Genomic DNA, 20811 nt, shown 5'->3' with positions numbered 1-20811 from the left:
GGGCGGCGTCGTACTCCTCGGAGAGGAGCCCGACGTCGTTCACGAGCCCGCACAGCCGGTCGAAGAGCGCGCGCGCGTCGTCGAGCCGACCGGCGCGCGCGTAGGCCGAGACCAGCCAGAACGAGCACGCCAGGAACGGGTGCTCGTCGCCCGAGAGCCCGTCGACGCCGGTCTGGGTGCGGTACCTGAGGACGAGCCCGTCGCGGACCAGGTCCTCCTCCACCGCGGCGATCGTCCCGAGCATCCGGGGGTCGTCGCCGGGGAGGAACCCGATGACCGGGAGCACCAGGAGGGAGGCGTCGACCTCGCGGGTGTCGTAGTGCTGCACGAAGCTCCCGCGGCCCTCGTCGTACCCCTGGTCCAGCACCTGGGCGTGGACGGTGTCCCGCAGCTCGCGCCAGGCCTCGACCGGGCCGGGCAGGTCGAAGTCCTCCACCGCGCGGACCGCACGGTCGAAGGCCGCCCACACCATCGCCTGGGAGTGGGTGAAGTGCCGCTGCGGGCCGCGGATCTCCCACAGTCCGTGGTCCTTCTTGTGCCAGCCGCGGGCCAGGCCCTCGACGAGGGCGCGCTGGAGCGCCCAGGCGTCGTCGTCGGCGTGGCCGGTGACCTGGCGGGCCCGCTCCAGCGCGATCATCACCTCGCCGACGACGTCGAGCTGGCGCTGCAGGGCCGCTCCGTTGCCGATCCGGACCGGGCGGCTGTCGGCGTAGCCGGGCAGGTGGTCGAGGGTCAGCTCGGTGAGCCGGCGGTGGCCGTCGGTGGCGTACACGATCTGGAGGTCCTCGGGGTCACCGGCCACGGTGCGCAGCAGCCAGCGGCGCCACAGCTGCGCCTCCTCGGTGTAGCCGGCCTGCAGCAACGAGTCGAGCGTGAGCGCCGCGTCGCGCAGCCAGCAGTAGCGGTAGTCCCAGTTGCGCTCGCCGCCCGGGTCCTCGGGCAGCGAGGTCGTCGGTGCGGCCACGATGCCGCCGGTGCGCCCGTCGGTGAGCAGCCGCAGCGTGATCAGCGAGCGGCGCACCACCTCGGCGTGCGGCAGGTCGGGCCGGCACTGACCCGACCACTCCTGGCCCTCGCGCACCATCGCCTCGACGGAGTCGACGCTCTCGGCGACGCCGTCGGCATCGTCGACGCCGGTGTCGACGTCGCGTCCGCCGATCGCGGCCAGCGGGACGTGCGAGGGGATCCAGGTGGTCGAGAAGGTCAGGGTCGCGCCCTCCGCCACGTCGAACTCGTCCACGTGCCGGTGATCGTCCGCCCGGGGCAACCGGGGTCCGCGCAGCACCAGCTGGTCGGGCCCGGCGATCGCGGTGATCACGGCCTCGCCGTCCACGGTCTGGCGGCGCACCCACGGGACGATGGCGCCGTAGTCGAACCGGACCCGCCACTCGTGCCGCATCCGCACGGTGCCGCGCACCCCGTGCACCCGGCGTACGACGTCGGCCCGGCCGTTCCCGCGCGGCATCAGGTCGGTGACGGTGACGGTGCCCTCCGTGGTGGTGAAGGTCGTCTCCAGGACGGCCGACCCGTCGAGGTAGCGCCGCGACACCTCGTGCTCGCCGACCGGGCACAGCTGCCAGCGGCCGTGGTCCTCGGTCCCGAGGAGGGCCGCGAAGCACGCCGAGGAGTCGAACTGCGGCAGGCACAGCCAGTCCACGGAACCGTCGCGGCCGACCAGGGCGGCCGTGCGCCGGTCGCCGATCAACGCGTAGTCCTCGATGGGCAGCGCCATGGGGGTGACACTAACCTCGGCGGGGTGACCGACCTGGCCAGACGTGTCCACGTGCTCCTGCGCGCCGCCGGCGCGACCGTCGCGACCGCGGAGTCCCTCACCGGTGGCCGCCTCGCGGTGGCGCTCACCGACACCCCGGGAGCGTCCGAGACCTTCCTCGGCGGCGTCGTCACCTACGCCACCGAGCTGAAGGCGTCCGTGCTCGCGGTGGACGAGCGGATCATCGCCGAGCACGGCGTGGTCTCGCCGGAGTGCGCGCGAGCGATGGCCTCGGGCGTGCGCGCCCTCGCGGGCGCCACGTTCGGGGTCGCCACCACCGGCGTCGCCGGCCCGACCGACCAGGAGGGCAAGCCGCCCGGCACGGTGTTCGTCGGCATCGCCGGCCCGGGCCTGGTCGAGGCGGTCGCGCTCGAGCTCGCCGGCAAGCGGCAGCAGGTGCAGGAGCGCACCGTCCGCGAGGCGCTGGAGGCGCTCGAGTCGGTCCTCCGGCGGGAAGAAACGCCTCTCGGGTAGCGTTGGCCGTACGTACCTGGAAGGGAGACGCGCATGGTGCTGTTCCGCCGGCTTCTCGGCGACGTGCTCCGCGACCTGCGGATGCAGCGTGGCCTGACCCTGCGCGAGGTCTCGGCGGAGGCCCGGGTGAGCCTGGGCTACATCTCCGAGATCGAGCGGGGCCAGAAGGAGGCCTCCTCGGAGCTGCTCGCCTCGCTGTGCGCCGCCCTCGACGTCCCGCTCTCCGACGTGCTCCGCGACGTGTCCGACGCGGTCGCGCTGGAGGAGGCGGCTGCCGAGCTGATCCGCATCCCGGTCGCCACCCGCGCCGGCGAGGTCGTCACCTCCGCCGCCTGAGGGTCGCCCTCTGCCACGAAGGTTCATCGGCCGGCCGAGGTAACTCACGCCAGGACGATGAAGCTTCGTCGTCCCGGCATGAGTTTCATGGCGACGTCGAGCTCCCCGTCGCAGCGCCGCTCGCCGGGTGTCAGCGGGGCGGCTGGCAGGACGGGCACCAGTACGCCACCCGCCGCTGCTCGCCGAGCTCGGCGCGCTCGATCCGGGTGCCGCAGCGCAGGCAGCGCTCCGTGCCGCGGCCGTAGATCCACAGGCTGCGGCCCCGTCGCTTGTCGCCGGTCGTGCAGATCTGCGGGATCTCCCGGTTCTGCTCCAGCAGCCGGTGCGCCAGGCGGACCATGCGCAGCGGGTCGGTGACCACGCCGACCGGTGAGCGCGGGTCGTAGCCGGTGAGGAAGCACAGCTCGGTGCGGTAGATGGTGCCGATGCCCGCGAGGTTGCGCTGGTCCAGCAGCGCCTCACCGAGGGGCCGCTCCGGGTCGGCGGTCAGCCGCCGGACCGCCTCCTCCTCGTCCCAGTCCGGGCCGAGCAGGTCCGGCCCGAGGTGGCCGACCACGTCGGCCTCCCGCTCGCGGGGCAGCAGCTCGACGACCCCCAGCTGGAACCCGACGGCGCTCCGCACGCCGACGTCGAGGACCACCCGGGCGAGGTGTCCCGGCTTCGTCCACCGCTCGCCACGCCGGTAGACGCGCCAGGAGCCCTCCATCTTCAGGTGCGTGTGCAGGGTCCACGCCGGTCCACCCGGGTCGCCCGGCCCGTCGATCCGGGTCAGCAGGTGCTTGCCACGGGAGACGGTCTCGACGACCCGCCCACCGGCGAGGTCCGCGGTGGCGTGCTGGGGGACCCGGAAGTCGGTGCGCTCGAGCAGGTGCCCCGAGAGGGCGCGCTCGAGCCGTCGCGCGGTCCGCCAGACCGCATCGCCCTCAGGCACCGGGGGACCTCAGCCGCAGCCCCTTGGGCGTGGCCACGAACCCGGCCGCCTGGAGCGCCTCCCGCAGCGGGGTCGAGCCCGAGCCGAGCAGCTGCTCGCCATCGGCCTTCTCGACGGTCATCCGGCCGAGCGAGCCGCGGTGCGCGGCGTCCGCGAGCGCCGCGGCGGCCGGCCCGAGGACGTCGGGGTCCTCGGACCAGGTGAGCAGGGTGCGACCGCCGCGCTCGACGTACATCGCGAGGGCGCCCTGCACGAGCACGACGACCGCGCCCGCCTTGCGTCCCGGCCGGTGGCCGGTGCCTCCCGGGTCGGGCCAGGGGAGTGCGGCGCCGAAGGGGTTGGCCGGGTCCGTCGCAGCCAGCGCGACCGCGACCGGCTTGGCCTCGGGCGCGACCTCGGAGAAGGTGCGCAGCCGGTCCACGGCGCCGGCGGTGCCGAACTGGGCGGCGCCGAGGCCGTCGACGAAGTAGCCGCGGCGGCACCGTCCGGACTCCTCGAAGGCGGCGAGCACCTTGTAGACCGCGGCGAACCCGCCGACCACCCGCTCGCTGACCACGGCGCCGCGGGTCACGACGCCGTGCCGGTCGAGCAGGCGCTCGGCGACCGCGTGGGCGCGCCGCGTGGGGTCGGCGTCGACCGTGGGGAGCAGCGCCCACCGTCCGGCGGTCCCGGGAGGGCCGGTCCGCGCCGGCCCGGCACCGGGCCGGCGGCCCAGGCGCGGCGGCGGGCGGCGGGTGCGGTGGGCGGCGGTGCCGCTGCGGGTCAGGGCACGCAGCGGGGTGAGGGTGTCGTTGCTGATGCGCCCGGCCCAGACCAGGTCCCACAGCGCCGCCGAGAGGGCGGTGTCGCCCGTCGCGCCGGCCTGGGCGGAGACCTGGTCGGAGAGCTGGCGGAAGAACCACGCACCGCCGGGCGCGAGTGCGTCGAGGACCGCCTGGTGGAGCTCGCTGTGCTCGAAGGGTGCGGGCTCGGGCAGGGTCAGCGGTGCCTGGTCGGCGAGGTGCAGCGAGACCCATCCGTCGGACCCGGGAAGGGCGGCGTGGCCGGCCCAGAGCACCTCGCCGGAGGCGGTGAGCTCGTCGAGGTACGCCGGCTCGTAGTCGGCCACCCGGCTGCCGAGCACCAGCGGCTCGAGCGCCGAGGCCGGGACCGCGCAGCCGGCGAGCTGGTCGATCACGGTGACGACGCCGTCGATCCCGCGGCGCTTGCCGCCGACGTGCTGCCAGGCGCTGAGGAACCGGCCGAGGGTCTCCGGCTCGACGGGCTCGATCTCGCGGCGGAGCCGGGCCAGCGACCGGCGCCGCAACCGGCGCAGCACCTCGGCGTCGCACCACTCGGTGCCGCTGCCGGAGGGGCGGAACTCGCCGTCCAGCACCCGGCCCTGCGCGGCGAGCCGCTGGAGGGTGTGCCGGACCACGGCGGACCCCAGCCCGAGTCGGGTCGCCACGTCGTCGGCGGTGAACGGGCCGTGGGTGCGGGCGTAACGTCCGACGAGGTCGCCCAGCGGGTCGTCGACCGGGTCGGTGAACGCGTCCGGGGTGCCCGGCGGGACCGGCACGCCCAGGCCGTCGCGCAGCCGACCGACGTCCTCGACCGCGGCCCAGCGCTCCTCGCCGCCCATCCGCACCTCGACCAGCCGGCGGCTCTGGGCCAGCGCGTCGAGCCAGCCCGCGACGTCGGCACCGTCGACGCTGCGGTCGGCGACCTCGGCGGTGGACAGCGGGCCGAGGAGACGGACCAGGTCGGCCACGCCCTCGGCGTCGCGGGCGCGCCGGTCCTGCGCGGTGCGCTGCAGCTCGGCCTCGACCTCGGCGAGCACCGCGGGGTCGAGGAGCTCGCGGAGCTCGGCCCGGCCGAGCAGCTCGGCCAGCAGCCCCTGGTCGAGGGCGAGCGCGGCGGCCCGGCGCTCCGCGATCGGGGAGTCGCCCTCGTACATGAACTGCGCGACGTACCCGAAGAGCAGGCTGCGCGCGAACGGCGACGGCTGGGTCGTGGCGACGTCGACGACCTGGACCTCGCGCCGGTCGACGCCGCGCATCAGCGCGACCAGCGCCGGCAGGTCGTAGACGTCCTGGAGGCACTCCCGGACCGCCTCGAGCACGATCGGGAAGGACGGGTACTTCGAGGCGACCTCCAGCAGCACCGCCGAGCGCTGCCGCTGCTGCCACAGCGGCGAGCGGCGACCGGGGTCGCGGCGGGGGAGCAGCAGCGCACGGGCGGCGCACTCGCGGAACCGACTCGCGAACAGCGCCGACCCGCCGACCTCGTCGGTCACGATCGACTCGATCTCGTCGGGCTCGAAGACGACGACGTCCCCGCCGGGCGGGTCGGCGTCGGTGTCGGGGATCCGGACGACGATGCCGTCGTCGGAGGCGACCGCCTGGCCGTCGACGCCGTAGCGCTCGCGCAGCCGGGCGTTGATCGCGAGCGCCCACGGCGCGTGGACGGGGGTGCCGTAGGGCGAGTGGACCACCAGGCGCCAGTCGCCGAGCTCGTCGCGGAACCGCTCGACGAGCAGGGTCTGGTCGCTGGGCAGCAGGTTGGTCGCCTCGAGCTGCTCGTGCAGGTAGGTCACCAGGTTGGCGGCGGCGTACTCGTCGAGGCCGTCCTCGCGGACCCGGGCCTCCGCGCGCTCGCGGGGCAGCGCGCCGAGCTCGCGGGTGAAGGCGCCGATCGCCGCCCCGAGCTCGGCCGGCCGGCCGAGGGCGTCGCCCTTCCAGAACGGCAGCCGGCCGGGGATGCCGGGAGCAGGGGTGACCAGCACCCGGTCGTGGGTGATGTCCTCGATGCGCCAGCTGGTCGCGCCGAGGGCGAACACGTCGCCGACCCGCGACTCGTAGACCATCTCCTCGTCGAGCTCGCCGACCCGCCGGCCCGGGCCCTCCCCTCCGACGAGGAAGACCCCGAACAGGCCGCGGTCGGGGATGGTGCCGCCACTGGTCACGGCGAGCCGCTGCGCGCCGGGCCGGCCGGTGAGGGTGCCGGTGACCCGGTCCCACACGATCCGCGGCCGGAGCTCGGCGAACTCGTCGGAGGGGTAGCGCCCGCTCAGCAGGTCGAGGGTGGCGTCGTAGGCGCTGCGGGGGAGCTGGGTGAACGGCGCGCTGCGCTTGACCAGCTCGAAGAGGTCGTCGACGGACCAGGCGTCGAGCGCGGTCGCGGCGACCACCTGTTGGGCGAGCACGTCGAGGGGGTTGGTCGGCACCCGCATCGACTCGATCGCGCCGGTGCGCATCCGGGCGACCGCGACCGCGGTCTGGGCCAGGTCGCCGCGGTGCTTGGGGAACAGCACGCCGCGGGAGACCTCGCCGACCTGGTGGCCGGCCCGGCCGACCCGCTGCAGCGCGCTCGCGACGCTGGGTGGGCTCTCGATCTGGACGACGAGGTCGACCGCGCCCATGTCGATGCCGAGCTCGAGGCTGCTGGTGGCGACGACGCAGGGGAGCCGCCCGCGCTTGAGGTCGTCCTCGATGAGGGCGCGCTGCTCCTTCGAGACCGAGCCGTGGTGGGCCTTGGCGATGACCTGCTCGGCGCCCTCGCTGCGGCCGGACTGCGCCATCACCTCCGCAGGGACGCCGTCGCCACCGGTCTCCCCGCCCGCCCGCTCCGTCGCGATCTCGTTGAGCCGGGCCGTCAGCCGCTCGGCGAGCCGGCGGGAGTTGGCGAAGACGATCGTGGAGCGGTGCTGCTCGACGAGGTCGACGACCCGCTCCTCGACGTGCGGCCAGATGCTCTGGGCGCGCTGCGGGTCCTCGGCGTCCTCGTCGTACTCCTCCGGCGCGGTCATGTCCTCGACCGGGACGACGACGCGCAGGTCCCACTCCTTCTCCGAGGCCGGTGCGACGATCTCGACGGGCGCACTGCCGCCGAGGAACCGGGCGACCTCCTCCAGCGGCCGCACCGTCGCCGAGAGCCCGATCCGCTGGGCGGGCCGCTCGAGCAGGGCGTCGAGGCGCTCGAGGCTCACCGCGAGGTGGGCGCCGCGCTTGGTGCCGGCGACGGCGTGCACCTCGTCGATGATCACCGTCTCGACGCCCCGCAGCGACTCGCGGGCCTGGCTGGTCAGCATGAGGAACAGCGACTCGGGGGTGGTGATCAGGATGTCGGGCGGGCTGCTGGTGAGCCGGCGGCGGTCGGCCGCCGGGGTGTCGCCCGAGCGGACGCCGACGGCGAGCTCGGGCACCCGCGTGCCGAGCCGCTCGGCGGTGTGCCGGATGCCGGTCAGCGGGGCGCGCAGGTTGCGCTCCACGTCGACGCCGAGGGCCTTGAGCGGAGAGATGTAGAGGACCCGGCAGCGGTGCTCCTTCTCCTCCGGGCGCGGCTCGGTCAGCAGCCGGTCGATGCTCCAGAGGAAGGCGCTGAGCGTCTTGCCCGACCCGGTGGGCGCCACCACCAGGGCGTGCTTGCCGGCCCCGATCGCCTCCCACGCCCCCAGCTGGGCAGGGGTCGGCTCGGCGAACGCGGCACCGAACCAGGTGCGCGTCGGCTCGCTGAACATCTCGAGCGGGGCAGGCACCCGCACATCCTTGCTCACGGCACCGACAGTGCCCGCCGAGCGGGCGGATCAGGCGCGGTTGCGGCGCTCCCGCACCTTGGCGACGGCGGCCTGGATCCGGGCCTGGTTCTGGGGCTTGCGGGACTCGTCGTACAGCTTCTTCGCCACCCCGCCGATCACGGCCATCCTCATCAGCTTCATGACCGTAGGTACCGCCCGCGGGCCCGGGTCATGCCTGGACGGGAGGTGACCTCCGCGACGTCGGCGCCCGCTGGTGTGGACCACCCCTGCGGGTGAGCGGATTGTCTTCCCTCCCTCGCCGTCGGGTCCCTACGCTCGTGGCGCAGCCCGCAGACGTCCCTCGGTGTCGGCGGGCTGACCAACGTCCGGGCCACCGGCGCCGGCCACCGGCCGTAGTCTCGTGCCATGGACGAGGCCCCGCGCACGACGTACATCCTGGTCGACGGGGAGAACATCGACGCCACGCTCGGCACCTCGATCCTGGGTCGGCGGCCGCGCCCCGACGAGCGCCCGCGGTGGGAGCGGCTCCTCCAGTTCGCGCGCGAGACCTGGGACCAGCCGGCGACGGGGCTGTTCTTCCTCGCCGCCAACAACGAGCTCCCGATGGCGTTCGTGCAGGCGCTGCTGGCGATCGGCTACCGACCGGTGGCCCTGTCCGGCGCCGCCGGCGAGAAGGTCGTCGACATCGCCATCCAGCGGACCCTCGCCGAGATCCGCCGCCGCGATGCGGACGTGCTCCTGGTCAGCAACGACGGGGACTTCGTCGAGCAGGTCGGCGAGCTGCTCGACGGCCGCCGGGTCGGCGTCATCGGGTTCGTCGAGTTCCGCAACCACGGGTTCGTCGAGCTGGTCGACGACGGGCTGGAGATGTTCGACCTCGAGTACGACGTGCGCGCGTTCAACGAGTCACTGCCACGGGTCCGGATCATCCCGATCGAGGAGTTCGACCCGGTCCAGTTCCTCTAGGTGTACGTCGTCGCGCCGGCCTCGTGGCAGCGGCGACTGTTTGGGCGGGAGACCCAGGGGGCACGGTGAGCGAGCACCGCCTGCCGCGCAGCCGCACCCCCGTGCGGACCCGGCCGTCGGTCTCACCCAACGGAACGGAGTCACGCCATGTTGTGGACCATCCTCATCATCCTGGCCATCATCGCGCTCGTGTTGTTCATCCTCAGCCGGGTCCGGGGAGGCCGTGGCGTCTGAGCCGCCGACCCCACGTCCAGCGAGGCACCGTCGCCGTCCGGCGACGGTGCCCCTCGCTGCGTCCGGGACGGTGGCCGGGTCAGGCGGTGAGGCGCCAGACGGCCACGTCGACCACGAAGTGCGACAGCACGAGCGCGCCCAGGTAGAACGTCGACACCGCGAGCGCGGCCCCGACGCGGGCGAGCAGGGACCGGTCGCGGACGAGGGCGAACGCGGTGGCGGCCGCCCAGCCGAGCGCGGCCTCCGCCGGGACGACGTAGACCGCCACGCCCAGCACGCGGTGGGTGTCGCCGACGGGCTCCCACAGGCCCAGCGCAGGCGCGAGCAGCTCGGCGCCGAGGAAGACGAGGCCGGCGAGCAGCGCGGCCCGCCCCGGCCGGCCACCGCTGAGCGCCACCGCGACGAACAGCGGGGCGAGCCACATGGCGGCCATCGCGAGCGGGATCACGTCGTCGACGCGGGGGCCACCGGTGTCGGGGAACCGCAGGGTGCCGACCACGTCGGCGAGCACCCAGTCCGGGAGCACCTGGAAGACCGACACGATCGCGAGGAACCCGGCCAGGGCGAGGAGGTCCGAGCGGCCGGTCGCCCGGCACACCCACAGCAGGGCGACGGTGTACGCCACGACGCACACCAGGACGCCCCAGCCCTGGGCGGGCGGGTCGAGCGACAGCGCGACCGCGCCGCCGGCGAAGAGCCCGACGTGCACGCCGACGACCGGGCCGAGGCCCTGCCGGGAGGTGTGGCCGGTCGTCGGGATGGTGGTGGTCACGGCGACAAGGTAGCGGCCGGGAGGCCGCGCGTCCGGGTGCCGGACCGAGCGCCCCTCACCGGCCCGTCCTAGCCTGGTGGCATGAGCGACGTGCTGGACGAGGGTCCGTTCTTCCACGGCACGAAGGCGGACCTGCGGACGGGGGAGCTCCTGACGGCGGGCTTCCGGTCGAACTACCGGCCCGAGGTCGTGATGAACCACGTCTACTTCACAGCGCTGCGCGACGGCGCCGGTCTCGCGGCCGAGCTCGCCGCAGGCGACGGTGCCCCGCGCGTGTACGTCGTCGAGCCGACCGGGGCCTTCGAGGACGACCCCAACGTCACGGACAAGAAGTTCCCCGGCAACCCCACCCGGTCCTACCGCAGCGCCGAGCCGCTCCGGGTCGTCGGCGAGGTGGACGACTGGACCCGCCTGACGCCCGAGGCGCTCCAGGACCGGCGGGACCGGCTGACCGCGATCCTCGCCGACGAGCGGGGCGAGATCATCAACTGACCGCACCTTTCGTATCAGCGTCGCGTGGCGCGGCTCTTGTGGGGTGGACCGGATCCCCCAGTCCTCCCGTCCGCCGACTCGGCAGGCGGAACCCACAAGGAGGAAGAACCATGGAACGCACCGCCCTGCAGAACGAGGTCGCCCACGCCCTGCTCGAGTCCCAGGCCGTCAACTTCGAGGTGGCCACCAGCATCCTCGCGAAGTTCGCGCCCGCCGCCGCCGAGCGCGGCGAGGCGATCGGGTTCGTCGTCAACTGGCGGCACATCGACCTCTGCATCCCGGTCGACCCGTACCTCGTGCTGGAGCAGTTCGGCGACATCGCCCGCGGCGCCCGCCAGGGCTGACCGGTGGCGACAGGCACGCCGGAGCGGTCCGAGCGGCCGGTGGGACGGCACGACCGCCACCCGGACCTCGTCGGACCGCTCCGGCGTGCCCTGACGCGCAGCACCCGGGTCCTCGACCTCCTCCCGGCGCAGACCCCGCTGCTGCCCAAGGTGCTGGGCGAGTGCGCGATGCTCGTGCACGCGGCCGCACCGCTGCGGGGCGCCATGCCCTGGCTGCGGGACGCGGTCGACGGCCTGGCCGACCGGGTCGCCGCGGGCACCCGCACCCGGGAGACGGCACTCCGGATCCTGCTCGAGCCCGCCCACGCGCTCGACCACGCCAGCGCCCACCTGCTCCTGCGGTCGGCCGGCTACCCGGACCCGGCGTTCGACCAGCACGTCCTGTCGGCGACCGCTCCCGGCCGCCGACGGACCCCGGGACCGGAGCGGCTGCCGCACCGCGAGCTCGAGCAGCGGTGGCTGGGCCGGATCCTCGGGCTCCCCGACGACGACGGCGAGGCCGCACTGCTGGCCGCGAGTGCGCTCGGCCGGCCCCTCGACCCGCTGGCGGCCACCCGGCTCGACGTCTACGCGTTCACGCACTGCGTGATGTACGCCCACGACCTCGGTCGCCGCAGCCCGTCCCTGCCACGCCCACCCGGGGAGGTGCTGGCCGACGCCGAGGCGGGCCTCGCCCTGGCGGTCGACTCCGGCGACCTCGACCTGGCGGTCGAGCTGCTCCTGACCTGGCCCCTGATGGGCGTACCTCTCGGGCCGGCGCCCGGTCACGTGCTGGACCGCGTGCTGCGGACCGAGGCGCGGCTCGGGTTCCTCCCCGGGCTGGGGCACGACCCCGCGCACGACGAGACCACCGCCCTGCTCGCCAACTACCACCCGACGACCGTGATGGGGATGTTCGCCGCCCTGGCGGTCCGGGCCGGCACCGAGGTCGCCGTACCGCTCCCGGCGGACCCCGCCGGCACTGCCGCCGTGGCTGCCGCCTGGCCCGGTCCGGTCCCCTCGTGGGTCGCGGAGGCGCTGACGGCCACGCCCCCGGCGTCCGGGATCGAGCCGCTGGTGCTGACCGCCGCCCTGCGCACCGCCGTCGGCCGCGTCGACCTGGAGGCGGTGCGCGCGCTGCTCACGGTCGCCCTCGAGCACGACCTCGAGCTCGGGCCGGCGGTGCGGGCCGCGACGGGGCTGGTGGCCCGGCTGAGCCGCCCGGGTGCCCCGTGGGAGCGCGCCGAGGTCAGCCCTTCTGCAGCTCCTCGGCCAGCATGACGAGGATGCCGCTGGGGCCCCGGAGGTAGGTGAGCCGGTAGACGTCCTCGTAGGTCGCCACGCCGCGCAACGGGTGGCAGCCGTGCCGCGCGGCGACCTCGAGCGCCGCGTCGAGGTCGTCGACCGAGAACGCCACGCGGTGCATGCCGATCTGGTTCGGCAGCGTGGGCTCGGTCTCGATCGCGTCGGGGTGGAGGTACTCGAAGAGCTCGAGGCGACCGGTGCCGTCCGGCGTCTGGAGCATCGCGATCTTCGCGTGGTTGCCGTCGAGGCCGACGGCGGTGTCGGTCCACTCCCCGCTCACCGTGTCCCGGCCGAGGACCGTGAGTCCGAGGTCGGTGAAGAAGGCGATCGTCGCCTCCAGGTCCCGGACGGCGATCCCGACGTTCTCCAGCTTGATGGGCATCCGGGCACGCTACCCGGAGGGGGACGGCCGTCACTCCGAGCCCACGGCGTCCAGCGCCGCCGCCAGCGGCCCGAGGTCGGCGACCAGCCGGTCGACCTCCGCCGGGCCGAGGCTGGCGTACGCCGGTGCCGCGAGCTCGTCGGTGAGCGTCTCGACCCGTTCCTTGGTCGCGCGCCCGAGGTCGGTGATCCGGCCGGCGTCGTCGACGAGGCCCCGGGAGCGCATCCGCCGGGCCAGCCCGTCCAGCGTGGCCGCCGGGAGGTGGTGGATCCGGCCGAACCTCTCCGCGGGCATGCCCTGGGACACCGCGTGCAGCGCGTGGGCCTCCAGCCCCCCGATGCGCTCCGAGACCAGGGCCGCGACGTGGCCGTCGCCGCGGTGCTCGCGGAGCAGGTTGGCCGCGTGCCAGAGACGGGCGACGGGCTCGTCCGGGACCGGGAGCGTCCGCAGGCCGGCGTACAGGGCGCGGCCCTCGGTCGGTGCGCTCGTGGCCGCCTTCGTGGCCAGGTCGGCCGCGCTGGCCACGGCCGGGGAGTCGGCCAGGTCGCCCAGGATCCTCCGTACGGCGGCGGCGGCACCGCGCTCGCGGGCCGCGAGCACCGCCTCGGGGGTCGCGACGTCCCAGACCCGGGGGATGTGCCGGGCGACCTCGCCGTCGGCGAAGTTGTAGAAGATCGCGTGGACGACCTCGGCCGGGACCCGGCCCAGCGGGGCGGCGCGGCCGGCGAAGTAGGTGTCCCAGTAGGTCCGGTACCCGAGCGCCATGACCTCCTCGGTCGGCTCCGGGGCGGCGTACGGGACCATGCCGATCGGCTCGGTGAGCCCGTAGAGGCGACGGGCCAGCGCCGCCGAGGGGTTGGTCTCGGTCATCTCGGACATCTCCTGTGGTCGTGCCGGCGGCGCTCGGGGGCGCCCTCATCCTCTCCACGGACGGGGACGGCCCGCCACGACACCCGCCGGTGATGAGGCCGGTGATGAGTTGTGGCCGCCGCGCCCGTCATACGTGCGACAGGACGCGAGGAGACGGAAGGATGACGTGATGGGTGTCGACGTGGTGGAGGGGCTGGGCGTGAGCGGTCTGGGCGAGAGCGGTCTGGGCGAGGTCGACGAGGCGAGGTTCACGGGTCTGGCGGCGCGGCACCGGCGCGAGCTGCACGTGCACTGCTACCGGATGCTCGGGTCGTTCGAGGACGCGGAGGACACCGTGCAGGAGACCTTCCTGCGGGCCTGGCGGAGCCGGGAGACCTTCGAGGGGCGGTCGACGTTCCGCGCCTGGCTCTACCGGATCGCCACCAACGCCTGCCTCGACTCGCTCGCGCGGCGCCGGCCGCGGCCGGCGGTCGGCGGCGAGGTGCCGTGGCTCCAGCCCTACCCGGACCGGCTGCTCGACGAGCAGCGTGCGGACGAGGAGGACGAGCCCGAGACCGTCGCCGTCGCCCAGGAGACGATCGAGCTGGCGTACGTCGTCGCCGTCCAGCACCTCGCCCCGCGCCCGCGCGCCGTGCTGATCCTGCGCGACGTGCTCGGCTGGCCGGCGAAGGACGTGGCGGAGCTCCTGGGCGACTCCGTGAACTCGGTGAACAGCGCGCTGCAGCGGGCTCGGGCCGGCATGCGGGAGAACCTGCCCGCCGAGCGCCAGGACTGGGCGGGCGTCGAGGAGGACGCCGCGACCCGGGACCTCGTGCGGCGCTTCACCGACGCCACCGTGGCCACCGACATCCCGGCGCTCGCGGCGATGCTGCGTGACGACGTCCGGTGCTCGATGCCGCCCACCCCCGGCCTGCAGCTCGGCCGGGACGCGGTGGTCGAGGACTGGGTGACGAGCGGGTTCGCGGACCTGCGCGGCCTGCGCGGCGTACCGACCGCGGTGAACCGGCAGCCCGCGGTCGCCTTCTACCTGTGGCAGGAGCGCGAGGGCGCGTACCTGCCGCTGACCCTCGACGCGCTGCGGATCACCGGCGGGGCGGTCGCCGAGGTCACCACCTTCCACGCGGACCGGTTCCCGAGCGTCGGGCTCCCCGAGCGTCTGCCGGCCACCGGGGCGGAGTGATCGGGTGCCGGTGGGCCGGGACGTCGGGTGGCGGGGGTGGTGGCCGGTCGGTGCCGGTTCACCATGGGACCGTGGTGAACCTGCACTTCCCACGCCGGGCCCACCGAGGGGAGTGAGGGTTCGCCTGCATCCCGTGGTGAACCTGCGGCAGCTGCTCGACGTGGTGAACCCCGCCTCAGCTCGCGGCGAGCAGCAGCACGACGTCGGTGAGCGCGATCAGCACCGCGGCGACGAACGGGACCCGGCCGGCACCGCGGAGCACGCCGACGACGAGGACCGCGGCGACGACCAGGCCGGCGACCGAGGCGGGGCTGCCGAGGCCGGCGCCCAGGGCGAGCACCACGGTCGCGGCGACCAGCACGACCGCGGCGACCGGCGGGATCCGGCGCGGGCCGAGGCGGTGCGGGAGGCCGCGGACGCCGGTGGCCGCGTCGTCGTCGAGGTCGGGGAGCACGTTGAGCAGGTGCGCGGCCACCCCGAGCAGGGCGCCGACGGTGGGCAGCCACCACGGCGGCAGCTCCGGCGGCGACGCCGCGAGCGAGACGAAGACGACCAGGCCGCCGAAGGAGACGGCGTACGGCGCCCACGACCACCAGGTCGACTTCAGCCCCAGGTTGTAGGCCCACGCCGAGGCGACGCAGCCCAGGTGCACCACGCCGGCCCACCAGCCGCAGGCAAGCGAGAGCACCACGGTGGCGAGCACGGCGAGGGCGCAGGCGACCAGGACGGTACGACGGGCGACGGCTCCCGAGGCGAGCGGCTTGTCGGCCCGGCCGACCGTCCGGTCCCGGGCCTCGTCGACCAGGTCGTTGGACCACCCGACCGAGAGCTGGCCGGCGAGCACGGCCGCCGCGACCAGCAGGACCCGCCCGGGCGAGAGCCCGTCGGCGACCGCCAGCAGCGTCGCGAGGACCACCACGGCGAGCCCCGGCCCGATGTGCGCGGCGCGGACGAGGTCCTTCATGCCGGCCGGGCCAGCACGTCGACGGCCGCGCCGAACACCCGCGGCAGCCGGACCGCCGCGGGGACCAGGCGGTCGCGGACCGCCACCGACCGGGTCGCCGTGACGAGGCCCTGGGTCAGCAGCTCGTGGCGCCACCCGAGCCGGCGGGCCGCGAGCTCGTAGCGCCCCGGGCGGTCGGCGACCAGGGCGGCGACCGCCGCGCGCGCCTGCGCGAGACCGAGGGCGATGCCCTCGCCGGTCAGCGCGTCGACGTACCCGGCGGCGTCGCCGACGAGCAGCACCCGCCCGGCGGCGCGGCGGCGGGCCCGCTGCCGCAGCGGTCCGGCGCCGCGGAGCTCGGAGACCAGGGGGCCGTCCAGCCGCTCGGCCAGGGCGGGGAAGGCGGCCAGCAGCTCCGCCCAGGTCCGCCGCTCCCGGGTGAGGATGGCGACGCCGACCTCGTCGGGCGCCACCGGCGTCACGTAGGCCTCGCCGACCCGCGACCAGTGCACCTCGACGAACGACGTCCACGGCGCGACCTGGACGTGCCGCCGCTGCCCGAACCGGCGGCGCGTCTGCACCGGCCGGTCCAGGCCGAGCATCCGGCGGACGGGGGAGTGCAGGCCGTCGGCGGCGACGAGGTAGCGCGCCACCTCGCCGTCGACGACCACCCGGTCGCCGACGTCGCGCACCGAGCGCACCGTGCGGTGGACCACGGGGATCCCGGCCGCCGCCACCGCTGCGGACAGCGCGGCGTGCAGCGCCGTGCGTCGTACGCCGAGGCCGCCGCCGTGCCGGAAGGGCGCCTCGGCCACGCGGCCTCCGAGGCGGTCCCCCTCGACGTAGCGGATGCCGGTGATCGGGTGCCCCGGCGGGCGCACCCCCAGGTCGGCGAGCGAGGCCGTGGCGCCGGGCATCAGCCCCTCGCCGCAGGCCTTGTCGATGGTGCCCTCGCGGCGCTCCAGGACCGCGACGTCGAGCCCCGCCCGGGCCGCGTGCAGCGCGGTGGCGAGGCCGACCGGGCCGCCCCCGGCCACGAGCAGGTCACGCATCGACCGGTCCCGCGGGCCGGGCCGCCGGCGCGGCAGGCGGCAGGGTCGCCAGTGCGGCGTCCTCGACCCGGATCCGGACGGTGAGCAGCGCGGCGTTCGCGACGGTGAACACCAGCGCGGTGATCCAGCAGGCGTGCACCATCGGCAGCGCGACACCCTCGACGACCACCGCGACGTAGTTGGGGTGGCTGAGGAAGCGGTAGGGCCCGCCGGTGACCGGCGGCAGCCCCGGCACGACGATCACGCGGGTGTTCCAGCGGCGGCCGAGCGCCGCGATGCACCACCAGCGCAGCGCCTGCGCCGCGAGCACCAGGGCCAGCATCGACCAGGCCAGCGCGCCGGGGACGTCGGGCCGGCGGACCCACGCCTCCACCAGCATCGCGACGAGGAAGCCCGTGTGGAGCACGACCATGACCGGGTAGTGGCCCTGACCGGACTCGCGGCCGCCGTGCTGCATGCTCCACGCGGCGTTGCGCTTGGAGACGACCAGCTCGGCCAGCCGCTCGAGGCCGACCAGCACGACCAGGACGGTGAAGGCGGTCAGGCTGGTCATGCGGCGGCGTCCCCCGGCTCGGCGGCGCGCACCAGGACGAGCTCGGAGCAGAACCCGGGCCCCATCGCCATCACGACGCCCCACGAGCCCGGCCGCGGCGGCCGGTCGCGCAGCGTGTCCTGCAGGACGTGGAGCACCGAGGCGGAGGACAGGTTGCCGATGCGGGCCAGGGAGTCCCAGGTCAGCTGGACGGCCTCGCGGGGCACGTCGAGGGCGCCCTCCAGCGCCTCGATCACCTTCGGTCCGCCGGGGTGGCAGACCCACCACTCGATGTCGGAGCGGAGCAGCCCGTGGTCGGCGAGGAAGCCGTCGACGTCGTCGCGGATGTAGTGGCTGACGACCGTCGGCACCTGGGCGTCGAGCACGATCCGCAGCCCGCCGCTGGTCACGTCGAAGCCCATGGTGCGCTCGGAGTCGGGGTAGAGGCGGCTGCGGGTGTCGACCACGTGGACGCCGCCCTCCGGGGCGGGCCGGTCCCGGCCGAGCCCGACCACGGCGGCGGCCCCGTCGCCGAACAGCCCGCTGGCGACCAGGTTCGGCACCGACATGTCGTCGCGCTGGACCGTCAGCGAGCACAGCTCGACCGTCACGAGAACCGCGACGTCGTCGGGGTGCCCGAGCAGGTAGTCGTGCAGCCGGGCCAGGCCCGCGGCGCCGGCGACGCAGCCGAGCCCGACCAGCGGCATCCGCTTCACGTCGGGCCGCATGCCGATCTGCGAGGCGATCCGTGCCTCCAGGGTCGGCACCGCGAGGCCGGTCACGGTCGCGCACACGACCAGGTCGACGTCGGTGGGCGTCAGGCCGGCCGCCTTGAGCGCGTCGACCACCGCCCGCGAGCCCAGCTCCACGGCGTGCTCGATGAACAGGTCGTTGGCGTGGGTGAAGTCCCGCAGCCCGGCGTAGTCCGCAAGCGGCAGCACCAGGTGGCGCTGGTCGACGCCGGCGTTGCCGTGGAAGCGGCGCAGCACGCGCTCGTCCAGACCGCCGCCCGTCGCGATCACCTCGACGAAGGCGTCGGTGATCTCCTCCTGCGGGTAGCGGTGCGGCGGCAGCGCTCCTCGGACCGATGCGATCTGCACGGGTTCACTCCTCGGTCGGGGTGCGACGGCGGCCGCGGGGTCGGGTGAGCGCGCCGGCGAGGCCGGCGCTCAGGCGGGGGGTGATCCGGCCGTCGCCGAGACCGAGCTCGACGAGGGCGTCGAAGACGTGGCGGTCGCGACCGGCCGCCTCGATGCCGGCGTGCACGACAACCGGGCGGCGGGTCAGCCAGGACGCGGTCCAGGTGTGCTTGAGGTGCCGGCCGAGCTGCCGGCGTACGTCGGCGCGGTACCGCGCCCCGGCCGACCCGGGCGCGCCCGACCCGAGGGCGTGCGCGGCCGCGCGTCCGGCCGCGGCACCGGTGGCGACCGCGTAGTAGATGCCCTCGCCGGTCATCGGGTTGACCAGGCCGGCAGCGTCACCGGCCAGCAGCACCGGCCCGTCCGGCTGGTCCCAGCGCCAGCCCGAGAGCGGCAGGTGGTGGCCGCGCCAGGCGGTGCCGTCGGCGACGTAGCCGGGCAGCAGCTCCTCGAGCTGCTCGAGCATCAGCGCGCGCGTCGGCCGCTCGCCGGTCGTCCTGTCCACGAGCTCCCCGTACCCGACGTTGGACCAGCCATCGCCCCGGTCGAAGGCCCAGGCGTACGCCGGCTGGGTGCGCTCCCCGTAGCGGATCAGCTGGCGACCGGTGCCGCCGGCCGGTGTCGGCGCGTAGCCACGCAGCGCCAGCGCCCGCGCACCGCGACGGCCGGTGCCGAGCCAGGGGCGCACGACCGACTCGGCGCCGTCCGCGCCGACGACGACCCGGGCGCGGATCTCGCCGTCGAGCACGACCTCGTCGCCGTGGCGCTGCAACCGGGACACCCGGTGCCGCCGGAGCACCGCCCCGGCCGCGACCGCCCGCTCGACGAGCCGGGCGTCGAAGACCTCCCGCGGGATGACCCACACCGAGCGGCGCATGGTGCCCTCGACCCGGTGGTCACCGCGGGAGAGCTCCAGCTGGTCGACCGGCTGCCAGCCGTCGGTGACGTCCTCGGCCCCGAGCTCTCGCAGCACGTCGCTGACGTGCGGCGCGATGCCGTCGCCACAGCACTTGTCACGGGGGAAGTCGACGCGGTCCAGCAGCAGGACCCGGGCACCGGGCCGGGCGCGGAGCGTCGCGAGGGCGGCCGTGCTCCCGGCCGGACCGGCGCCGACGACGACGAGGTCCCAGGGAGCGTCGGATGCCTCCGCCGCCGTCATGGCGCCCAACGTAGCCCGGGACCGCAAGCGGGGCACGGTCCGGGAGCGACGGCGGGGAGAGCGGCCCCGGGTCGTGGCGTGACCGGACGTCCGGTCCGCACGCCTCGGTCGGTTCCTCCGGACGAGGATCGCCAGGTCCGGCACGCGCCGCGCCCTCACCCGGACCTGCCGAGGGACCACGGTCAGACCACGACGAGCGCGACCCCGGCGGCGACCAGGCACGCCCCGGCCAGTGATCGGGCGCGCAGCGGCTCCTGCCCGGTGGCGGCGAGGAGCAGCACCGCGATGACCACGTTGGTCTCGCGGACCGCTGCGACGAGCCCGGCGGGCGCGATGCGCAGCGCCACGAGGACCAGCCCGTAGGCGAGGAAGAAGCCCAGTCCGGCCAGCACGGTGCGCCACCACTCCGCCCCGGTGAACGCCGCGCGGACGAGCGGGACCAGGCCGCGGTCACGAGCGGTGATCCCCACCTGGGCGACGGCGGTGGACCCGAGGACCACGAGCAGGTAGGCGGCGACCGAGGCGTGGTCGACGCCGTGCGCGTCGACCAGGGTGTAGCCGGCGATGCAGGCCGCGACGCCGAAGGCCATCAGGACACCCCGGGCGGTGGCCCGGTCCGGCGCCGGACCGCGGACCAGCAGGACGCCGGCGACCACCGCGAGCGCGCCGACGGCCGGCCACCAGCCGACCCGGTCGCCGGCCAGCGCGGCGACGACGAGCACCAGGACCGGGGCAGTGCCGCGGGCGACGGGGTAGACCGTCGTCATCGGGGCGACCCAGTACGCCGCAGCGAGGAGCACGACGTAGGCGAGCTCGAACGCGACCGAGAGGGCGACGTAGGGCCAGGCGGCCGCCTCCCACCGGAACCCGACGACGGCGAACGGTGCCGTCGCGATCGCGCCGACCAGCATCGCCACCCCGACCCGCGCCTGCGGGTCCGGGGAACCGGCCAGCAGCTGGTTCCAGCCGGCGTGGACGGCCGCGGCCAGCAGCGTGACGAGGAGTGCGGTGGTGCTCACCGGTCGGCCGGGCCGGTCAGTCCGCGAGGACGGCGTCCAGCTCGATCTCGACCTTCCACCGCGGGTCCAGCAGACCGGCCACGACGACCATCGTGCTGGCGGGGCGGACGTCCCCGAAGACCTCGCCGTGCACCGCGCCGACCGCGTCGGCGTCGGCCCGGTCGACGAGCAGCTGCCGGGTGCGCACCACGTCGGCCGGCGTGCCCCCGAGCTCCGCGAGCGCCGCGAGCGCGATCTCCCAGCACCGCCGGGCCTGGACGGCCGGGTCGGGGTCCACGCTCCCGTCGGGCCACACCGGCGCGGTCCCGCTGACCGCCACCAGGTCGCCGACCCGGAGGGCCCGGGAGAACCCGATCGAGGCCTCGTACGGCGACCCGCTGCGTGCCTGCTGACGTCCCACGGGCGCAGCGTAGGG

The 20811-nt window shown here is 75.4% G+C and carries 21 protein-coding genes; 7 read left to right on the top strand and 14 right to left on the bottom strand.

Annotated elements, in window-relative coordinates; all coding sequences use genetic code 11:
- Positions 1-1732 (bottom strand): glycoside hydrolase family 15 protein (locus ACILQ5_RS18085; protein WP_395659425.1); only part of this gene is annotated, 1732 nt, incomplete at its 3' end.
- Positions 1733-1756: 24 nt separating this feature from the next.
- Between ACILQ5_RS18085 and ACILQ5_RS18080 the strand changes: the two genes are divergently transcribed.
- Positions 1757-2245 carry a CinA family protein gene (locus tag ACILQ5_RS18080; protein ID WP_395659424.1) on the top strand — a complete coding sequence of 163 codons (489 nt, stop codon included), beginning with the start codon at positions 1757-1759 and terminating at the stop codon, positions 2243-2245.
- Between the two features lie 33 nt (positions 2246-2278).
- Positions 2279-2581 (top strand): helix-turn-helix domain-containing protein, encoded by a 303-nt coding sequence (locus ACILQ5_RS18075; protein ID WP_395659423.1) that lies wholly within the window; start codon positions 2279-2281, stop codon positions 2579-2581.
- 130 nt (positions 2582-2711) lie between these two features.
- Here ACILQ5_RS18075 and ACILQ5_RS18070 read toward each other — a convergent pair whose 3' ends face one another.
- From ACILQ5_RS18070 to ACILQ5_RS18060, 3 genes are all read right to left on the bottom strand, one after another.
- The gene (locus ACILQ5_RS18070; RefSeq protein WP_395659422.1) at positions 2712-3512 is read right to left on the bottom strand and encodes a DNA-formamidopyrimidine glycosylase family protein; all 801 of its coding nucleotides are present in this window, start codon (positions 3510-3512) and stop codon (positions 2712-2714) included.
- The gene (locus tag ACILQ5_RS18065; protein ID WP_395659426.1) at positions 3505-8010 is read right to left on the bottom strand and encodes an ATP-dependent helicase; all 4506 of its coding nucleotides are present in this window, start codon (positions 8008-8010) and stop codon (positions 3505-3507) included. The genes ACILQ5_RS18070 and ACILQ5_RS18065 overlap by 8 nt, the downstream gene beginning before the upstream one ends.
- 66 nt (positions 8011-8076) lie before the next feature.
- Positions 8077-8208, bottom strand: a complete 132-nt coding sequence (locus ACILQ5_RS18060) for a hypothetical protein (RefSeq protein WP_395659421.1) — start codon at positions 8206-8208, stop codon at positions 8077-8079.
- 225 nt (positions 8209-8433) lie between these two features.
- Between ACILQ5_RS18060 and ACILQ5_RS18055 the strand changes: the two genes are divergently transcribed.
- Positions 8434-8994, top strand: coding sequence for an NYN domain-containing protein (locus tag ACILQ5_RS18055; RefSeq protein WP_395659420.1), 561 nt, complete (start codon positions 8434-8436; stop codon positions 8992-8994).
- Positions 8995-9307: 313 nt separating this feature from the next.
- Here ACILQ5_RS18055 and ACILQ5_RS18050 read toward each other — a convergent pair whose 3' ends face one another.
- Positions 9308-10000 (bottom strand): DUF6989 domain-containing protein, encoded by a 693-nt coding sequence (locus ACILQ5_RS18050; RefSeq protein WP_395659419.1) that lies wholly within the window; start codon positions 9998-10000, stop codon positions 9308-9310.
- A gap of 81 nt (positions 10001-10081) precedes the next feature.
- Here ACILQ5_RS18050 and arr point away from each other — a divergent pair, with 81 nt between their 5' ends.
- The 3 genes from arr (at position 10082) to ACILQ5_RS18035 (ending at position 12096) form a co-directional block, all read left to right on the top strand.
- A complete protein-coding gene (arr, locus tag ACILQ5_RS18045; protein WP_395659418.1) occupies positions 10082-10492 on the top strand; it encodes an NAD(+)--rifampin ADP-ribosyltransferase in 411 nt (136 codons plus the stop codon).
- 110 nt (positions 10493-10602) lie between these two features.
- Positions 10603-10836 (top strand): hypothetical protein, encoded by a 234-nt coding sequence (locus ACILQ5_RS18040; RefSeq protein WP_395659417.1) that lies wholly within the window; start codon positions 10603-10605, stop codon positions 10834-10836.
- 39 nt (positions 10837-10875) lie between these two features.
- The gene (locus ACILQ5_RS18035) at positions 10876-12096 is read left to right on the top strand and encodes a DUF6895 family protein (protein WP_395659416.1); all 1221 of its coding nucleotides are present in this window, start codon (positions 10876-10878) and stop codon (positions 12094-12096) included.
- On the opposite strand, the gene ACILQ5_RS18030 is transcribed toward ACILQ5_RS18035, so the two are convergent.
- A complete protein-coding gene (locus tag ACILQ5_RS18030) occupies positions 12065-12502 on the bottom strand; it encodes a VOC family protein (RefSeq protein ID WP_395659415.1) in 438 nt (145 codons plus the stop codon). The two genes, ACILQ5_RS18035 and ACILQ5_RS18030, sit on opposite strands and share 32 nt — an antisense overlap.
- Positions 12503-12532: 30 nt before the next feature.
- A complete protein-coding gene (locus tag ACILQ5_RS18025; protein WP_395659414.1) occupies positions 12533-13372 on the bottom strand; it encodes an SCO6745 family protein in 840 nt (279 codons plus the stop codon).
- A gap of 169 nt (positions 13373-13541) precedes the next feature.
- Between ACILQ5_RS18025 and ACILQ5_RS18020 the strand changes: the two genes are divergently transcribed.
- Positions 13542-14552, top strand: a complete 1011-nt coding sequence (locus tag ACILQ5_RS18020; protein ID WP_395659413.1) for an RNA polymerase subunit sigma-70 — start codon at positions 13542-13544, stop codon at positions 14550-14552.
- 175 nt (positions 14553-14727) lie between these two features.
- Here ACILQ5_RS18020 and ACILQ5_RS18015 read toward each other — a convergent pair whose 3' ends face one another.
- The 7 genes from ACILQ5_RS18015 to ACILQ5_RS17985 all read right to left on the bottom strand — a co-directional run bounded on the left by ACILQ5_RS18015 (position 14728) and on the right by ACILQ5_RS17985 (position 20796).
- Positions 14728-15516 (bottom strand): UbiA family prenyltransferase, encoded by a 789-nt coding sequence (locus ACILQ5_RS18015; RefSeq protein ID WP_395659412.1) that lies wholly within the window; start codon positions 15514-15516, stop codon positions 14728-14730.
- Positions 15513-16547, bottom strand: coding sequence for an NAD(P)/FAD-dependent oxidoreductase (locus tag ACILQ5_RS18010; RefSeq protein WP_395659411.1), 1035 nt, complete (start codon positions 16545-16547; stop codon positions 15513-15515). Before ACILQ5_RS18010 ends, ACILQ5_RS18015 begins: the two co-directional genes overlap by 4 nt.
- On the bottom strand, positions 16540-17100 hold the full coding sequence (locus tag ACILQ5_RS18005; protein ID WP_395659410.1) for an isoprenylcysteine carboxyl methyltransferase family protein: 561 nt from the start codon (positions 17098-17100) through the stop codon (positions 16540-16542). Before ACILQ5_RS18005 ends, ACILQ5_RS18010 begins: the two co-directional genes overlap by 8 nt.
- Complete coding sequence (locus ACILQ5_RS18000) at positions 17097-18179, bottom strand: type III polyketide synthase (RefSeq protein WP_395659409.1); 1083 nt, start codon at positions 18177-18179, stop codon at positions 17097-17099. The genes ACILQ5_RS18005 and ACILQ5_RS18000 overlap by 4 nt, the downstream gene beginning before the upstream one ends.
- Before the next feature lie 4 nt (positions 18180-18183).
- Complete coding sequence (locus ACILQ5_RS17995) at positions 18184-19377, bottom strand: NAD(P)/FAD-dependent oxidoreductase (protein ID WP_395659408.1); 1194 nt, start codon at positions 19375-19377, stop codon at positions 18184-18186.
- A 182-nt stretch (positions 19378-19559) separates the two neighbouring features.
- Complete coding sequence (locus ACILQ5_RS17990; RefSeq protein ID WP_395659407.1) at positions 19560-20396, bottom strand: EamA family transporter; 837 nt, start codon at positions 20394-20396, stop codon at positions 19560-19562.
- A 16-nt stretch (positions 20397-20412) separates the two neighbouring features.
- A complete protein-coding gene (locus ACILQ5_RS17985) occupies positions 20413-20796 on the bottom strand; it encodes a RidA family protein (RefSeq protein WP_395659406.1) in 384 nt (127 codons plus the stop codon).
- Positions 20797-20811 lie beyond the last annotated feature (15 nt).

Origin of the sequence: Nocardioides sp. (assembly GCF_044226305.1) — a bacterium.
Lineage (GTDB): Bacteria > Actinomycetota > Actinomycetes > Propionibacteriales > Nocardioidaceae > Nocardioides.
The sequence above is the reverse complement of the archived record's forward strand: the minus strand, read 5'-3'. Positions and strand labels throughout refer to the sequence as shown.

What these genes read in the sequence shown, in the direction of transcription:
- ACILQ5_RS18060 (WP_395659421.1), bottom strand. Translation starts at nt 8,208, where the DNA reads ATGAAGCTGATGAGGATGGCCGTGATCGGCGGGGTGGCGAAGAAGCTG.
- arr (WP_395659418.1), top strand. Translation starts at nt 10,082, where the DNA reads ATGAGCGACGTGCTGGACGAGGGTCCGTTCTTCCACGGCACGAAGGCG.
- ACILQ5_RS18020 (WP_395659413.1), top strand. Translation starts at nt 13,542, where the DNA reads ATGGGTGTCGACGTGGTGGAGGGGCTGGGCGTGAGCGGTCTGGGCGAG.
- ACILQ5_RS18075 (WP_395659423.1), top strand. Translation starts at nt 2,279, where the DNA reads ATGGTGCTGTTCCGCCGGCTTCTCGGCGACGTGCTCCGCGACCTGCGG.
- ACILQ5_RS18005 (WP_395659410.1), bottom strand. Translation starts at nt 17,100, where the DNA reads ATGACCAGCCTGACCGCCTTCACCGTCCTGGTCGTGCTGGTCGGCCTC.
- ACILQ5_RS18040 (WP_395659417.1), top strand. Translation starts at nt 10,603, where the DNA reads ATGGAACGCACCGCCCTGCAGAACGAGGTCGCCCACGCCCTGCTCGAG.
- ACILQ5_RS17995 (WP_395659408.1), bottom strand. Translation starts at nt 19,377, where the DNA reads ATGACGGCGGCGGAGGCATCCGACGCTCCCTGGGACCTCGTCGTCGTC.
- ACILQ5_RS18025 (WP_395659414.1), bottom strand. Translation starts at nt 13,372, where the DNA reads ATGACCGAGACCAACCCCTCGGCGGCGCTGGCCCGTCGCCTCTACGGG.
- ACILQ5_RS18030 (WP_395659415.1), bottom strand. Translation starts at nt 12,502, where the DNA reads ATGCCCATCAAGCTGGAGAACGTCGGGATCGCCGTCCGGGACCTGGAG.
- ACILQ5_RS18065 (WP_395659426.1), bottom strand. Translation starts at nt 8,010, where the DNA reads ATGTTCAGCGAGCCGACGCGCACCTGGTTCGGTGCCGCGTTCGCCGAG.
- ACILQ5_RS18010 (WP_395659411.1), bottom strand. Translation starts at nt 16,547, where the DNA reads ATGCGTGACCTGCTCGTGGCCGGGGGCGGCCCGGTCGGCCTCGCCACC.
- ACILQ5_RS18015 (WP_395659412.1), bottom strand. Translation starts at nt 15,516, where the DNA reads ATGAAGGACCTCGTCCGCGCCGCGCACATCGGGCCGGGGCTCGCCGTG.
- ACILQ5_RS18055 (WP_395659420.1), top strand. Translation starts at nt 8,434, where the DNA reads ATGGACGAGGCCCCGCGCACGACGTACATCCTGGTCGACGGGGAGAAC.